Source organism: Staphylococcus felis (genome assembly GCF_003012915.1).
Taxonomy (GTDB): domain Bacteria; phylum Bacillota; class Bacilli; order Staphylococcales; family Staphylococcaceae; genus Staphylococcus; species Staphylococcus felis.
In genome coordinates this window covers 2,140,684-2,157,960 of the sequence record NZ_CP027770.1, presented here as the reverse complement: position 1 = coordinate 2,157,960, position 17,277 = coordinate 2,140,684, and the positions used below count along the sequence as shown (strand labels likewise).

At 35.1% G+C, this 17,277-nt stretch carries 13 protein-coding genes; 10 read left to right on the top strand and 3 right to left on the bottom strand.

Annotated features, from left to right (window positions below; all coding sequences use genetic code 11):
* The first annotated feature begins 21 nt into the window (after positions 1 to 21).
* On the top strand, positions 22 to 1,218 hold the full coding sequence (locus tag C7J90_RS10090) for an acetate kinase (protein ID WP_103208238.1): 1,197 nt from the start codon (positions 22 to 24) through the stop codon (positions 1,216 to 1,218).
* A 470-nt stretch (positions 1,219 to 1,688) separates the two neighbouring features.
* Here the strand turns inward: C7J90_RS10090 and C7J90_RS10085 are convergent, their stop codons facing one another.
* A complete protein-coding gene (locus C7J90_RS10085; RefSeq protein WP_103208236.1) occupies positions 1,689 to 2,192 on the bottom strand; it encodes a universal stress protein in 504 nt (167 codons plus the stop codon).
* Positions 2,193 to 2,341: 149 nt separating this feature from the next.
* Here C7J90_RS10085 and ald point away from each other — a divergent pair, with 149 nt between their 5' ends.
* Positions 2,342 to 3,457 carry an alanine dehydrogenase gene (gene ald / locus C7J90_RS10080; protein ID WP_103208234.1) on the top strand — a complete coding sequence of 372 codons (1,116 nt, stop codon included), beginning with the start codon at positions 2,342 to 2,344 and terminating at the stop codon, positions 3,455 to 3,457.
* 297 nt (positions 3,458 to 3,754) lie between these two features.
* Here ald and C7J90_RS10075 read toward each other — a convergent pair whose 3' ends face one another.
* Positions 3,755 to 4,810, bottom strand: coding sequence for a M24 family metallopeptidase (locus tag C7J90_RS10075; RefSeq protein ID WP_103208232.1), 1,056 nt, complete (start codon positions 4,808 to 4,810; stop codon positions 3,755 to 3,757).
* A 119-nt stretch (positions 4,811 to 4,929) separates the two neighbouring features.
* On the opposite strand from C7J90_RS10075, the gene C7J90_RS10070 reads away from it, so the two are divergent.
* A complete protein-coding gene (locus tag C7J90_RS10070) occupies positions 4,930 to 5,619 on the top strand; it encodes a metal-dependent hydrolase (RefSeq protein ID WP_103208231.1) in 690 nt (229 codons plus the stop codon).
* A 687-nt stretch (positions 5,620 to 6,306) separates the two neighbouring features.
* Here C7J90_RS10070 and C7J90_RS10065 read toward each other — a convergent pair.
* On the bottom strand, positions 6,307 to 6,720 hold the full coding sequence (locus C7J90_RS10065) for a universal stress protein (RefSeq protein ID WP_103209637.1): 414 nt from the start codon (positions 6,718 to 6,720) through the stop codon (positions 6,307 to 6,309).
* 207 nt (positions 6,721 to 6,927) lie between these two features.
* Between C7J90_RS10065 and C7J90_RS10060 the strand changes: the two genes are divergently transcribed.
* The 7 genes from C7J90_RS10060 to pfkA all read left to right on the top strand — a co-directional run bounded on the left by C7J90_RS10060 (position 6,928) and on the right by pfkA (position 17,272).
* On the top strand, positions 6,928 to 8,223 hold the full coding sequence (locus tag C7J90_RS10060) for a DRTGG domain-containing protein (RefSeq protein ID WP_103209639.1): 1,296 nt from the start codon (positions 6,928 to 6,930) through the stop codon (positions 8,221 to 8,223).
* A gap of 16 nt (positions 8,224 to 8,239) precedes the next feature.
* Positions 8,240 to 9,181, top strand: coding sequence for a DHH family phosphoesterase (locus tag C7J90_RS10055; protein ID WP_103209641.1), 942 nt, complete (start codon positions 8,240 to 8,242; stop codon positions 9,179 to 9,181).
* A gap of 50 nt (positions 9,182 to 9,231) precedes the next feature.
* Positions 9,232 to 12,429, top strand: a complete 3,198-nt coding sequence (locus tag C7J90_RS10050) for a DNA polymerase III subunit alpha (protein WP_103209643.1) — start codon at positions 9,232 to 9,234, stop codon at positions 12,427 to 12,429.
* 160 nt (positions 12,430 to 12,589) lie between these two features.
* Positions 12,590 to 13,822 (top strand): NADP-dependent malic enzyme, encoded by a 1,233-nt coding sequence (gene ystJ, locus C7J90_RS10045; RefSeq protein ID WP_103209645.1) that lies wholly within the window; start codon positions 12,590 to 12,592, stop codon positions 13,820 to 13,822.
* 43 nt (positions 13,823 to 13,865) lie between these two features.
* On the top strand, positions 13,866 to 14,726 hold the full coding sequence (gene accD / locus C7J90_RS10040; RefSeq protein ID WP_103209647.1) for an acetyl-CoA carboxylase, carboxyltransferase subunit beta: 861 nt from the start codon (positions 13,866 to 13,868) through the stop codon (positions 14,724 to 14,726).
* A complete protein-coding gene (locus tag C7J90_RS10035) occupies positions 14,726 to 15,670 on the top strand; it encodes an acetyl-CoA carboxylase carboxyltransferase subunit alpha (protein ID WP_103209649.1) in 945 nt (314 codons plus the stop codon). The genes accD and C7J90_RS10035 overlap by 1 nt, the downstream gene beginning before the upstream one ends.
* A gap of 630 nt (positions 15,671 to 16,300) precedes the next feature.
* Positions 16,301 to 17,272, top strand: a complete 972-nt coding sequence (pfkA, locus tag C7J90_RS10030; protein WP_103209651.1) for a 6-phosphofructokinase — start codon at positions 16,301 to 16,303, stop codon at positions 17,270 to 17,272.
* Positions 17,273 to 17,277 lie beyond the last annotated feature (5 nt).

Here is a 17,277-nt window from a genome sequence, read left to right as displayed (position 1 = left end):
AACACATTGGAGGCATTCCTTATGTCAAAGTTAATTTTGGCGATTAACGCAGGTAGTTCATCATTAAAATTTCAATTAATTGAAATGCCGGAAGAAAATCTAGTTACAAAAGGTCTAATCGAACGTATCGGTTTAAAAGATTCTATTTTTACAATTGAAGTAAATGGTGAAAAACACAAAGTTGTTGAAGACATCAAAGATCACGAAGAAGCAGTAAATATGATGTTAGATAGTTTCCAAAAACATGGTATCATTAACGATATTAATGATATTGATGGAACAGGTCATCGTGTAGTACACGGTGGTGAACGCTTTCCTGAATCAGCATTAGTAACTGATCAAGTGATTGAAGATATCGAAAAGCTAACAGACTTAGCGCCTTTACACAATCCAGCTAACTTAATGGGAATTCTTGCATTCCGTAAGCTTTTACCAAATATTCCACATGTAGCTGTTTTTGATACGTCATTTCATCAAACAATGCCTGAATCATCATATTTATATAGTTTACCTTATGATTACTATAAAGATTATGGTATTCGTAAATATGGTTTCCATGGCACAAGTCATAAGTATGTTTCAGAACGTGCGGCTGAAATCTTAGGCAAACCAATTGAGGAATTACGTATGATTTCTTGTCACATTGGTAACGGTGCATCAATTGCTGCTATTGATGGTGGAGAATCTGTAGATACTTCTATGGGATTCACTCCATTAGCTGGTGTCACAATGGGAACACGTTCAGGTAATATTGACCCTGCATTAATTCCGTTTATTATGGAAAAAACAGGAAAGTCAGCTGATGAAGTATTAAATATTCTTAATAAAGAATCAGGTTTATTAGGTATTACAGGAACTTCATCAGATTTACGTGATATTGAAAGTGATGCAAGCAATGGTAACAAGCGTGCCGAACTTGCATTAGAAGTTTTTGCTTCACGTATTCATAAATATATGGGTTCTTATGCGACGCGTATGCACGGTGTAGATGTTATTATCTTCACTGCTGGCGTAGGTGAAAACTCAGATGTCATTCGTGCACGTGTACTAGAAGGATTAGAGTTTATGGGAGTATATTGGGATCCTCGTAAAAACGAAGGATTACGTGGTAAAGAAGCAGAACTCAACTACCCACATTCACCTGTGAAAGTACTTGTTATACCGACAAACGAAGAAGTTATGATTGCACGTGACGTCGTTAAATTTGGTAATTTATAATATTTTAATAGCCTAATCAATAATTGATTATAGTAAAAGGTCGGGATATAAATCCCAAAATAAATAGCGCTAAGATGATTTTTAATCAAAATGCATCTTAGCGCTTCCTTTTATGATAAAACTTTGTATGATATGACTCACTGTTATACTTAAAAAAGACATTTTCGTATCATTCAAAAACAAATAAGAAATCATGAAAAACGATAGTTGAGAGTATTTTAAAGCGCAAATGAACCAAAAGTTTTCTAAACCAGAAAGAAAAAACTGTTTTTGGGTTTATAAAGACTATGTGGCGATTCAATCGAATGTCGGTTTGAGGACTGAATAAAGTAACATGAGAAGTTGGTTTTGTCCTTATCGCATTAAATATATAATTAAAAGAAAAACTTCGAGGTTTTTCGTAAATGCTTACGAAAACCTCGAAGTTTTTTGATTACTGAGATATTTATGTCTCAGCCTTTTATAAAGCTTTAAATGTCAAAATCTTGAAGTAAATCTTTTGTAGCCACTTTCGGTTGGAATGTTTCAGGGATTTGTTCAGTTCTAACGACCAAAACGTCACAGTTAGCGTGTCGTACAATTGCTTCAGATACCGAACCTACTATAAAGCGCTCTACTGCATTAAGTCCAGAAGTACCACACATAATCAAGTCAATATCTAATGCACCTTCATTTGCTTTTTTAGGGATGATTGACTTAGGAGAGCCAAACTCTAAAAATGTTTCTACATTTTTTAGGCCTTCTCGTTCAGCTTCTTTTCGGTACCCCTCTAATAACTTCTCTGCAAATGATTTTGATTTCTCAGTGAATTTAGAATCATAAACTTCAAAAGAAGTATACGTTCTAGAATCGATGACATTCATAATTGTAAGTTTGGCATCATTTCTTTTAGCTACTGCTACAGCTTTATTAAAAGCCCATTCTGCTTCGTGTGAACCATCAACGGCAATCAGAATATTTTTATACATTAGCATAGCAAAAACCCCTTTCTATTTTCACTTTTATTATAGCACACTTTTCTATAAAAAATCTTTAGTTTAATAATTTTCTTTTACTTTAAAGTCATGTATGATTGCGCTTACATTTACGATGCGTTATGATTATTCATGGAGGTGTTAGGAGTATGAAAATTGGAATTCCTACAGAAATTAAAAATAACGAAAATCGTGTCGGTTTATCACCAAGTGGTGTCCATGCATTAGTAGAGGCTGGACATCATGTTTATGTTCAAAAGGGTGCTGGAGAAGGTTCTTATTTTGAAGACCAGGATTACGTCGAAGCTGGGGCAGAAATCATTAGTGATCAAGCAAAAGTTTGGGATGTTGATATGGTGATTAAAGTCAAAGAGCCTTTAAAAGAAGAGTATGATTTCTTTAGAGAAGATTTAATTTTATTCACATACTTACATCTAGCGAATGAACCAGAATTGACTGAGGCACTGATTAAAAATAAAGTAATTGCTATTGCTTATGAAACAGTTCAATTACCAGATCGTTCATTACCATTATTAACACCAATGAGTGAAGTAGCAGGTCGTATGTCTGCACAAATAGGGGCGCAATTCTTACAACGGTTTAACGGTGGATTAGGTATATTGCTAGGCGGTATTCCAGGTGTTCAAAAAGGTAAAGTTACAATTATTGGTGGTGGACAAGCTGGAACGAATGCTGCCAAAATTGCTTTGGGATTAGGTGCAGATGTCACAATTCTTGATGTTAACCCTAAGCGCTTACAAGAGCTTGAAGACTTATTTGACGGTAGGGTGCATACGATAATGTCAAATCCACTTAATATTGAGGAGCATGTTAAAGAAAGTGATCTTGTTATCGGTGCTGTTTTAATTCCAGGGGCTAAAGCGCCGAAATTAGTGACTGAAGAAATGGTTAAGCAAATGAAACCGGGTTCTGTTTTAGTAGATATCGCAATAGATCAAGGTGGTATTTTTGAAACGACAGATAAAATTACGACACATGATAATCCAACATATGTCAAACATGATGTTGTTCATTATGCTGTTGCTAATATGCCTGGTGCAGTCCCACGAACTTCAACAATCGGATTGAATAACGCAACGTTGCCTTATGCGCTGCAAATTGCGAATAAGGGATATAAACAAGCTTTATTAGATAATGAACCGTTATCTCATGGTCTTAATGTTTTTGAAGGGAAAGTGACAAATCAAGCTGTTGCAGAAGCGTTTGACTATAGTTATACATCAGTTAATGAGGTATTAAAATAAATATCAAAAGCAAGAATTGAATATATATTATGATAAGATGCTGGGACATCAATCCCAAAATAATAGCATAGAGATGATTCACGATTGATTCACCTCTATGCTTTTCTTTATCAATCATTCGTATTGTTTGGCTCGCATTTCCTAGTGGATGGGTCGAGCCCCGGTTTCGACGCTCATCATAAGAAAACTTCGAGATATTTATGTCCTAACCTTTTTTAATGTTTAACCTGTACATTTTTATTTGTATGTTCTTTATCTATGGCTACAGATTAAGATGCTTGTTCGAAAGCGTTTCTTTTATGATTTAGGGTAGTGTGTCAAAACTTCACAGCCGTCTTTTGTAACACAAATATCATCTTCAATTCTAACGCCAGCAACATCAGGAACATAAATACCGGGCTCAATTGTAAATACCATGCCTTCTTCAAGCTGTTGTGTATTAGAGTGAGAAATATCAGGAAACTCATGCACATCTAGCCCTAGTCCATGACCTAATCGATGTGGGAAATAGTCCCCATATCCGGATGCTTCGATAATTCCTCGTGCCTTATCATCTAATTCTTTTATCGTTATACCTGGCTTAACAAGAGCAATCGCTTCTTGTTCTGCTTTTAAAACGATATTATAAATATCTTTAGCTTTTTGATCAGGTTCCCCAAAAGGCACTGTTCGAGTAATATCGCTACAATAGTGTTGATATACAACTCCTAAATCAAATAAAACATATTCGTTCTTTGAAAGTTTGCGATCTCCAGGAACGCCATGTGGTGCGGCAGCATGATCTCCAAATAGAACCATAGTATCAAAACTCATTTCATTAATACCAAAGTCTTTAATCGTATGCTCAATATGATTTACAACTTCACGCTCACTAACGCCTTCTTTTAAAAAACGAACGCCAATGTCAATGCACTGATCAGCATACTCTGCTGCTTTACGCAAAATGTCTAATTCATTTTCTGTTTTGATATTACGAAAGCTTTTTAGTGTGTCATCAATATTGCTAAATTGTTGTACATCAAATGCTTGTTTAATCTCATGATAGCGTTTAACAGTTAAATGCGCTTCCTCAATGAGCAAATGAGAGAAAGTTTCATTGATTTTGTGATACGGTGATTCGGTATCTAAATAACCAATAATATTTCCTGTAAATGATGTCTTCTTAGCTTCTTCTACATCGAGTTGAGGACAAATTAAGAATTCTTTGCCTGATTTCGTAATAAGATAAGCTAATAAACGTTCGTGAGGATCACTATGAAATCCTGTGAGATAATAAACGTTTGTAGGATGAGTGACCCATATTGCGTCTGCCTCAAAATGTGCTAACGTATCTAATAATCGTTCAGATTGCATTTTTATCCCTCCTATATCTTTATTTTAGGTGAGTATTTCATAAAATACAAACACCTGAACGTGTTAACAGGGGTTTGATAGGGTATAATATGTGTAACATGGTTAGAGGAGGATGAGATATGATACTATCTTTTCATGGTCAATCTACAGTATATCTTGAATCTAAGGGGAAAAGGATTCTGATCGATCCTTTTATTACTGGAAATGAATTGTCTGATTTAGATGTAAATAATGTAGAAGTAGATTATATTATTTTAACTCATGGTCATGCTGATCATTTTGGAGATACAGTCAAAATTGCTAAAAGAACAGGTGCAACTGTGATAGGCTCAGCTGAACTCGCAGATTATCTTTCGACGGCTAAAGGAATTCAAAATGTTCACCCTATGAATATTGGAGGGAAATGGGAATTTGACTTTGGAACAGTTAAATTCGTCCAAGCGTTTCACAGTTCGAGTTTAACGGATGATAATGGGATTCCTGTGTATTTAGGTATGCCTATGGGTGTCATTCTAGATGTTGAAGGTACGAGCGTATATCATACAGGTGACACCGGTTTATTTAGCGATATGGCATTGATTGCGAAGCGTCACCCAGTAGATGTATGCTTGATTCCAATTGGTGATAATTTTACAATGGGCATTGATGATGCAAGCTTTGCCATTAATGAATTGATTAAACCGAAAATAACAGTACCTATTCACTATGATACGTTTCCACTCATTGAACAAGATCCGCAACAATTTAAAGAGAAAGTTCAAGTCGGAAAAGTTGAGATTCTTAAACCGGGCGAAACTTTAAACGTATAAATATAGACTCTCAGTCAAATTGGACTGGTCGCATTAAATTAAGGCGTTATGCAATAATGGATTGCTTAACGCCTTTTTCGTTGTGTGATCATAAAGTCTTGAACATTAATGCCTCTTTTAATACAACATAAATCAGTAAAATTGAGTTGGTAAAACATATTTTATAACTTAGGGGTGTGAATAAATATAGCACATTTGATTGATTCCTAAGCCGAGACTTCTGAGGCATCTTGCCGTAACCGAAAATCCATTTTAAGATTGGGTAAGTTCAATCTTAAAATGAGTTGAGGTGAGGCGCCTAGAAAAGCGAGGCTTTATGGAACAATCAAATAAATGAAATTATTTATACACCAATCCGATTTACTATAGAACCTAAATATAAATGGACGATAAAATTTTGTATAATCAAGTTTTATCGTCTTCTTAATTTTTATTGCTATATCAATGGTAAGCGTCACAAAATAATGATGTAAGCAGTGAAATATTTCAAGAGTTGGGACATTGATTCATCAGTTTTTCAAAGCGATATCATTCGAGAATGATGAGTTAAATAAGATGACAAACTTATGATAAATGAGTGCGCTAGAGCTAATAGCTACTAGTCAATGTGAGAAGATATTGTCATAGCATCACTCATAAACGCCTATGCCCCAACAATTAAATTGTTTATAGTTATAACAGTGAGGGTTACTTAACAATTAGAACTGGGATTTTAGCGCGTTTAGCAACCTTATGGCTGACACTACCTAAGACAAACTTTTTGCTATCTTCAGCTTTTCTATTGCTTAAGACTACAATGTCATAACGTCCACTATTCGCATAGTCTACAATTATTTGTTTCGGATTTCCTCTTTCTATCACTTCCTCATAAGTGATATGATTGTCTTCTAAAGTTTCACGTGTTGGAGCCATTTTATTTTGACGAATTTTTTTGAGTTCATCAACATGTGTTCCCATTTTCACTGACGCTTGAGCATCTTGTTCACTAATGACATTTAATAGTGTGACAATCGTCCCTTCGCCGTTAAGTTTAACAATCTCTTGCAGTGCTTTAGCATTCTTCAAATCTGTATCCACTGCTAGCAAAATATTTTTATGCATTTCCAATCAACCTCCTTTCTTATAGTGTAAATAAAAAGTTAAGTGATTTCATCTATTTCATTTTGTATAAAAGTATTTGCTATGCGATTGCATCTTAGCATTAATATTAAAAACACGTTATAATGATGAATGATATTAAATTAAGGTATGTCCCAATTTTAGTTGTTATGACCAATATGTAATCAAAAATGAAATAGAGGTAAATCAATGACGAAGCATGAGCAAATTATCAAACATATAGAGAAACTTTCAGTGGGTCAAAAAATATCCGTACGAAAAATAGCAAAAGACCTGGATGTGTCTGAAGGGACGGCATATCGAGCGATTAAAGATGCTAATCAAAGAGGTTTAGTTGCGACGATAGATCGTGTCGGGACTGTTCGCATAGAAAAGAAAAGTCGTGAGCAGTTAGAACACCTTACTTTTGGTGAAATTGCAAAAATAGTAGATGGTCAATTGATTGGTGGAAAAGGTGGACAATTTAAGTCGTTAACTAAATTTGCGATAGGTGCTATGGAAGTAGATAACGTTGTCAATTTTGTATCTAAAAATACTTTGTTGATTGTGGGGAACCGACTTGATGTTCAAAAAGCTGCATTACAAAAAGGAAGTGCAGTATTAATAACAGGTGGTTTTGACACTACTGATGAAATAAAAAGAATAGCAGATCAATACGATTTACCAATTATTTTGTCTAATTACGATACATTTATGGTGGCTAATATTATTAATCGTGCGATGTATAATCAAATGATCAAAAAAGAAATACTAGTCGTAGAAGACATTGTTATACCTATAGAACAAACCTCCTATTTGATGGAAAGAATGACCATTTCGGAGGTTGAATATAAGTCGAAAACGTCAGGACATTCACGTTTTCCTGTAGTTGACGATGAATTACGCCTAGTAGGACTTATTACGAGTAAAGATATAATAGGTTGCAACTCCAATGAGATGATTGAAAAAGTAATGTCTAAACCGCCAATTAGCGTACAAATGAACACGACCGTGGCAAGCTGTGCCCATCTTATGATATGGGAAGGAATCGAACTATTACCTGTAACAAGTACACACAAACAATTAATTGGTGTCATTTCTAGAGAAGACGTATTAAAAGCAATGCAAGTTGTAGGTCGCCAGCCACAAGTAGGTGAAACAATCAATGATCAAGTTGCAAAGCATATTGAAATACGTAACAATCAGATCTTAGTTGAGATTACCCCCCAATTAACAAATCAATTTGGCACTTTGAGCAAATCAGTATCGCTTGCAATTATTGAAGAAACGATTAAGACTATCATGCGAAAATATAAGAAATTAGAAGTCATGATTGAGAGTTTAAATATTTTCTACATCAAAACAGTCCAAATTGAAAGTGAAGTAGAAGTATTGTACCAAATTCTTGACATGGGACGTAATTTTGCAAAATTAGAAGTCACTATGCAGAGTGGCCATCAACCTGTTGCAAAAGCTTTGATATTATGCCAATTACTAGATCACTAAAAGGAGTGTCGTTTATATGACTACATTTAAACAAATACAGCAAATGATTGAGGAGTACGATAAAATTATAATTCATCGTCATGTTAGGCCTGATCCTGATGCATTAGGTTCACAATTCGGACTCCATAGATATTTACAAAAAAAATATCCAGATAAAACCATTTATGCAGTAGGAGACCATGAGCCAACATTATCTTTTATGGGGACATTAGATACGATAAAGAATGAACAGTATCATGATGCGCTGATTATCGTTTGTGATACAGCAAACGCAGCACGAATAGACGGAATAGTGCTGCCTGTTGATAACAAAGTGGTAAAAATTGATCATCACCCACCTGTTGATCAATATGGAGATTTAAATTATGTAGACACACATGCGTCATCAACAAGTGAAATTATTTATAATATGATAGATGATTTAGGCGATTTATCATTGATGAATGAAGAAATAGCAAAAGCGATATATCTAGGTATTGTGGGAGATACGGGGCGCTTTATGTTTAACAATACATCACCTAGAACGTTACAAATTGCTAGTGAACTGATTCAATTTGATATTCAACCTCAGCAATTACTAAATCAGCTTGGCGAAAAAGATCCGCATTTAATGCCATTTCACGGTTATGTATTACAAAATTTTGAATTAGATCATGATGGTTTTTGTCAAGTTAGAATTACACAAGATGTATTGGAAGATTTTCAAGTTAAACCGAATGAAGCCTCATTATTTGTAAATGCTGTTGCTGATTTAAAAGGGATTAAAGTTTGGATTTTTGGAGTAGATGAAGGTGATGATATCAGATGTCGCATCCGTTCAAAAGCAATGACGATAAATGATATTGCAGAAGAATTTGGTGGAGGTGGCCACCCTAATGCGTCAGGTGTTTCAGTTGAAAACTGGGAAACATTTGATGCCCTCGCTATAAGATTGAAAGAGAAGTTAAATCAGCAATAGTAAAATGCTTTAATCTGTTGGGGCTAGGATTAATAAGGAGTGAAAATGTAATGGTTGCACATTTAAATATTCATACTGCATATGATTTATTAAATTCAACTTTAAAGGTAGAGGATGCAGTGAAACGCGCTAAAAGTGCCGGTTATTCTGCAGTTGCTATCACCGACCTTCATGTGATGTATGGTGTGCCACAATTTTATGATGCATGTGTGACGCATCAAATTAAACCTTTACTTGGAATGACCGTACATATCACAGATGAGTTTAATCAAATGGAAGCGGTCATACTAGCCAAAAACAACGAAGGGTTAAAGCATTTATTCAAGTTATCATCAGATATTAAGATCAATCAACGACATGTTATATCGATTCATCATCTCAAAAATTACCTCAATCATCATATTGTCATTTTCAAGCAATTTTCGGATCAACATAGTCATTGGTTAGATGGATTGTCAGACGATACATCTGTATATATTGATCAATTATCATCTCAATTTGAACATTTAAAAAAAGTATGGATCAAAAGTGCTCATTATGGTGAACCTGATGAGAAAGAAGCCTTGAAAGTGTTGGAGGCTATTCGAGAGAATCAAAAAGTGAATTTTGTTGAGAAGAAAGATTCAGATTCTGCGTATATTTTAACAGTACAAGAACTTCTTAACCAAGGTGTGCCTCAAGCGTTACTTGCTCAAACAGATGAAATTACAGATTTATGTGACGCAAAACTAAATTACCATCAATCATTGTTGCCAGAATTTGTTACGCCGAATAATGAAACATCTGATGAGTATTTGTGGTATTTGTTGAATCAAGCACTTCAAAAGTTAGATATGAACGATTCTAGATACAAAGAGAGAATGACTTATGAATTTAATATTATACGAAAAATGGGGTATTCTGATTACTTTTTAATTGTAAGTGACTTGATTCATTATGCTAAATCCAATCATATTATGGTTGGACCAGGCCGTGGATCTTCAGCAGGGTCTTTAGTCAGTTACTTATTAAATATCACAACGATTGACCCTATAAAATATGATTTGCTTTTTGAGCGCTTTTTAAACCCTGAGCGCGTCACAATGCCAGATATCGATATTGATTTTGAGGATACAAAGCGTGAGAAAGTCATTCAGTATGTTCAGGAAAAATACGGTGATTACCGAGTGGCAGGAATTATCACATTTGGTCATTTATCAGCAAAAGCTGTTGCGCGTGATGTTGGGCGTGTGATGGGCTTTGATGAAATAACGCTAAGTGAAGCTTCTAAAAACATACCGAGTCACTTAGGAATAACGCTGGAAGAGGCATATCAAAATCAATCGTTTCAGGATTTTGTTCATCGAAATCATAAGCATGAGCACTGGTTTGAACTTTGTAAAAAATTAGAAGGGTTGCCGAGAAATACCTCTACCCATGCAGCAGGAATCATCATAAATGATCAACCACTTGATGAATTCATCCCACTTACTGAAGGGGATACAGGATTATTAACGCAATGGACGATGACTGAGTCTGAACGCATTGGGTTGTTAAAAATTGATTTTTTAGGTTTAAGAAACTTATCCATTATCCATGAAATGATTAAACAAATTCAACGTTATGAAGGTGTTGAAATAGATATTGAAAAGATTCCTCTCGATGATTCTCATGTATTTGAGTTATTATCAAGAGGAGATACGACCGGTATTTTTCAATTGGAATCAGAGGGTGTTAGGAAAGTTTTACAGAATTTACAACCAGAACATTTTGAAGATATTGTAGCCGTGACATCGTTATATCGACCAGGACCAATGGAAGAAATCCCGACTTATATTAAGAGACGTCATCATCCGCATACGGTATCCTATTTACATGCGGACTTAGAGCCACTGCTTAAACGTACATATGGGGTCATTGTGTATCAAGAGCAAATCATGCAAATAGCAAGTCAGTTTGCAGGGTTCTCGTATGGAGAAGCCGATATTTTAAGACGTGCGATGAGTAAAAAGAATCGAGCAGTTTTAGAAAATGAGCGTCAACATTTTATTGATGGCGCTTATAAACGCGGTTATAGTGAAAGGTTGAGTCAGCAAATCTTTGACTTGATTTTAAAATTTGCAGATTATGGATTTCCAAGGGCGCATGCAGTTAGTTATTCAAAAATAGCTTATATTATGTCATATTTAAAAGTTCATTATGCAACATATTTTTATGCTAATATTTTGAGTAATGTCATTGGACATGAAGAAAAAACGTTAGCCATTATTGATGAAGCGAAAACGCATAATATCAATATACACGGCCCCCACATTAATAAAAGTATGTGGCGATATGTTTCAGATGGAAATAATGTATACATCTCGTTAGGTGCTATTAAAGGAGTCGGATACCAAAGTGTCAATACAATAGTAAAAGAACGTCTGGATAATGGGCCATTTAAAGATTTATTTGACTTTTGTGATCGTATACCGAGTCGTATAAGATCACGACGATTACTCGAACCCCTTATTTTGACTGGGGCTTTGGATTGTTTTGGCGAAAATCGAGCCACTTTACTTCAATCTATTGATAAGGTCATTGATACAAAATCTGACTTAGACCAAAGTTTTCTCGAGAGTTTCGCTACTACAAAGAGAGATTATCAACAAACTGAAGAAATGCCTGACCAAGAATTGAGCCGTTATGAAAAACAGTATATGGGCTTCTATGTTTCAACGCATCCAGTAGAAAAACTATTTAATTTAAAACAGTATTTAGGTATTTACCAGCTCAATCCACAATTGAAGTTTAAACCTGTATTAATATATTTAGATCGAATACGAGTTATTCGTACTAAAAAAGGGCAACAAATGGCCTTCGTTGAATTAAATGACGGACAGAAAACAATAGAAGGTGTCATATTCCCAAATGTTTACCAGAAAATCTCTTTCCAACTTAATAAGGGAGTTGCTTTTATTGTAAAAGGTAAGTTTGAAAGACGTCATCAAAACATTCAAATGATTATAAATGATATTGAGCCGCTTGAATCATTTGAAAATAATGTTATCAAGCGTGCGCGACAAATCATTATACGTGTCATGCCGACAGACACTCTTCAAACCCAGTACTTACAATCACCTTGTCAAAAAGGGTTGCCAGTATATTACTTTGATGAAGTAAGTCATACTTATGAAAAAATTGGATGTATAGAGGGTGATGGTGAAAAAATATTGGCATTTATTGCTCAGTTTAAACCAGATCAAATTCGTGTTTTATCAGTTAATTAATTAACTTGTACAGGTATATGATTTGGAGCAATAATTGATACATTTTTTCATAACTATGTAGTGGCTTTGCTATCATGTGAATATGTGCTATAGTATAATGACGATTATGCACGAGCCGTTTAGAAGGTTAATTAACGATTTTAATGGGAGTTGATTGCGAATGTCATTAAGAGACGACGCTTTACATATGCATAAAGAAAATCAAGGTAAATTAGCTGTTTGTCCTAAAGTTAAAGTAACAAATAAAGAGGAATTAAGTTTAGCTTATTCACCAGGTGTAGCTGAGCCTTGCAAAGATATTCATGAAGATAAAAGTAAAGTTTATGATTATACATTAAAGAGTAATACAGTTGCAGTCATATCTGATGGTACTGCTGTTTTAGGTCTTGGAGATATTGGACCTGAGGCGAGTATACCAGTGATGGAGGGTAAAGCCGTATTATTTAAAAGTTTTTCTGGAGTAGATGGCATTCCGTTATCATTAAATACTAAAGATACAGAAGAAATTATTCGAACTGTGAAGTTGTTAGAGCCGAATTTTGGTGGCATTAACTTAGAAGATATCTCCGCGCCTCGTTGTTTTGAAATAGAAGAACGATTGAAAAAAGAAACAAAAATCCCTGTCTTTCACGACGATCAACATGGAACTGCTATTGTGACAGTTGCCGGTTTGATTAATGCACTTCGCTTAGTTGAAAAAAACTTGTCAGACATCAAAGTGGTATTAAATGGTGCGGGCGCTGCAGGTATCGCTATTGTAAAATTACTCTATTCATATGGTGTTAGAAATATGATTATGTGTGATTCAAAAGGTGCAATTTTTGAGGGACGTTCGTATGGTATGAATAAGACGAAAGAAACAGTAGCAAAATGGACAAACAAAGATAAAGTTGAAGGTAAACTTGTTGATGTGGTTCAAGAAGCAGATGTATTTATAGGTGTCTCTGTAGCGAATGCTTTGACTGAAGATATGGTGAAATCAATGAATGATGACCCCATTATCTTTGCAATGGCAAATCCTAACCCTGAAATAACGCCTGATAAAGCTAAAGCTGCGGGTGCCAAAGTGATAGGAACAGGCCGTTCGGATTTTCCAAATCAAATCAACAATGTATTGGCATTTCCTGGAATATTCAGAGGGGCACTCGATGTTCGTGCGACACATATCAATGAAGAAATGAAACGTGCTGCAGTCGAAGCAATTGCAAACTTAGTCTCTGATACGTCTCGTAGTGCTGACTATGTCATTCCAGAGCCATTTGATTATAGAGTAGCACCAACTGTTGCTAAAGAAGTTGCGCGTGCAGCCATGGAATCAGGGGTGGCGAGAATCGAAGTGGATCCAGATGATGTATATGAAAAAACTTTGTCGCTTACAGATTTAAAGAAATAAACCTAACAACAGTCTAGCCTATGGTTATGTGGAGGTATTTTAAATGTTTAAAGATTTTTTTAATCGTAATTCTAAAAAGAAAAAATATATTACGGTTCAAGATTCAAAACAAAACGAAGTTCCAGAAGGTATTATGACGAAATGTCCAAAATGTAAAAAGATTATGTATACGAAAGAACTAACGGAAAATCTAAATGTTTGCTTTAACTGCGATCATCACATTCAAATATCAGCACATGATCGTATCAACGCGATAATTGACGAGGGAACTTTTGAAGAGTTTGATAAAGGGATGACCTCTGCAAATCCATTAAACTTTCCTGGCTATGAAGAAAAACTTGAGAAAGACCAAGAAAAAACGGGTTTAACAGAAGCAGTTGTTACAGGAGTAGCCGAGTTAAATGGCATAAAATTTGGTGTCGGCGTAATGGATTCGCGTTTTCGTATGGGGAGTATGGGATCTGTCGTTGGTGAAAAAATTTGTCGAGTTGTGGATTATTGTACTGATCATCGATTGCCTTTCGTACTATTTACAGCTTCTGGAGGTGCGAGAATGCAAGAAGGTATTATATCTTTAATGCAAATGGCGAAAACGAGTGTGTCACTCGAGAGACATTCTGCAGCAAACCAACTCTTTATTTCATATATGACACATCCAACTACAGGCGGTGTTTCAGCAAGTTTTGCATCAATAGGTGATATTAATTTAGCAGAGCCAAAAGCATTGATTGGATTTGCTGGGCGTCGTGTTATTGAACAAACAATCAACGAGAAATTACCTGAAGATTTCCAGACAGCTGAGTTCTTATTAGAGCACGGTCAATTAGATAAGGTCGTTCATCGGAGTGAAATGAAACAAACATTAGCACAGCTTTTTGAAATGCATAATGGGGTGAATAAGTAATGTTAAATTTTGAAAAGTCTATTGAAGATATCAAAAATAAAATAAAGTCATTAGAAGAAACCCAACATAAAAATGACGTCGACCTTAGCGATGAAATCGACTTACTCGAGGCAGCTCTGCAACATGAGAAGGAAAAAGTTTATTTGAATTTAAAACCATGGGATCGTGTTCAAATTGCAAGACTACAAGAAAGACCGACAACGTTAGATTATATTTCTTATATTTTTGATGATTTTATCGAGTTTCACGGTGATCGTAATTTTAGAGATGATCCAGCTATTGTAGGTGGCATCGCATATTTAAATAACCAACCCGTTACAGTGATTGGTCACCAAAGAGGTAAAGATACTAAAGATAACATATATCGCAATTTTGGAATGGCGCACCCTGAAGGATACCGAAAAGCTTTGCGTTTAATGAAGCAAGCTGAAAAGTTTAATCGCCCTATTTTTACATTTATTGATACAAAAGGTGCATATCCTGGTAAATCGGCTGAAGAGCGCGGTCAAAGTGAATCTATTGCAAAAAATTTAGTTGAAATGGCTTCGATCAATGTACCTATTATCTCTATTGTAATTGGTGAAGGAGGAAGTGGTGGTGCACTTGGTTTAGGGGTTAGCAATCGCTTGTTAATGCTTGAAAATAGTACATATTCAGTTATATCACCAGAAGGCGCTGCTGGCATTCTATGGAAAGATAGCTCACTTGCAAAAATAGCGGCAGAAACAATGAAAATAACTGCATATGATTTACAAGAGTTGAATATTGCTGATAAAGTCGTTAAAGAACCATTAGGTGGAGCGCATCATGATATTGAGATGCTTGCAAAGCAAATTAAAAAAGAATTTGTTGCGCAGTTAAAAGATTTTACGCATATGGAACCTATTGATATTAAAGAAGACCGTTTCAACAAGTTTAGAAATATTGGTACATTTGTAGAGTAACTGTTAATGATTGAGGACTACATAACGCGTATAAGTTGTGTAGCGCTCAATCATTTTTTGTTGATTTTATAGTGACTTGAAAGTAATTACTACTTTAATTTTTATGGTTCTATAGTAAATCGGACTGGTGTATAAATAATTTCATTTATTTGATTGTTCCATAAAGCCTCGCTTTTCTAGACGCCTCAGAAGTCTCGGCTTAGGAATCAATCAAATTTGCTATATTTATTCACACCTCTAAGTTATAAAGTATGTTTTACTAACTCAATTTTACTGATTTATGTTGTATTAAAAGAGGCATTAATGTTCAAGACTTTATGATCACACAACGAAAAAGGCGTTAAGCAATTCATTATTGCATAACGCCTTAATTTAATGCGACCAGTCCAATTTGACTGAGAGCCATTTTTATATGATTTTTGATAAAGAACAATGTAACTTGCTTTCATTTTGCAATGTAAAAAGTCAAATATATAATTAGGATTTGCCATATTAATCTTTTTAAGTCATATCTTGTATAATCCGCTATATAAAAACGTTTACACTTTATAGTTTGCTTGTTTTTAATGGAATGATGCGCTATTTTGTGGTATTTTTAACTTAACAACTATGCAAAAGAGGGTATGTCTCATGAAAAAAATTGCAGTTTTAACAAGCGGTGGAGATTCTCCTGGCATGAATGCAGCAATTCGTGCGGTAGTGAGAAAAGCAATCTATCACAATATTGAAGTTTATGGTGTCTACCAAGGTTATCTTGGTTTAATTAATGACGATATCCATAAGCTGGAATTAGGTTCAGTAGGGGATACTATACAAAGAGGCGGAACATTCTTATATTCTGCAAGATGTCCAGAATTTAAAGAAAAGGATGTAAGAGCTAAAGGAATCGAAAATTTAAGAAAACGGGGAATTGAAGGCCTTGTTGTTATTGGTGGTGACGGAAGTTATCGCGGTGCACAACGTATTAGTGAAGAGTGTAAGGATATTCAAACAATTGGTATACCAGGTACTATCGATAATGATATTAATGGAACTGACTTCACTATTGGATTTGATACAGCTTTAAATACAATTATCGATTCCGTGGATAAGATTCGAGACACGGCATCAAGTCATGCGCGCACATTTATTATTGAAGTGATGGGGCGCGACTGTGGTGACTTAGCTTTATGGTCTGGTTTGGCAGTAGGAGCTGAGACAATTATTACACCTGAAACAAGCTATGACATGAAAGACATCGCCGAAAAAATCCAACATGGTATTGATCGTGGTAAAAAGCACTCCATTATCATAGTAGCTGAAGGTTGTATGACCGGAGATTCATGTGCATCTGAGTTAACGAAATACATTAATGTGGATGCACGTGTGTCTGTATTAGGTCATATTCAACGTGGTGGTAGTCCTACAGGGGCAGATAGAGTCTTAGCTTCTCGTCTAGGTGGATACGCTGTAGAATTATTAATGTCTGGTGATTCAGCAAAAGGTGTAGGTATTAAGGATAATAAACTCATCGCTACAGATTTTAATACAATCTTTAACGGAAGTTCAGAGGTTAAATATACACAACGCATGTTAGATTTGACTAAGGAATTATCGATATAATCTAG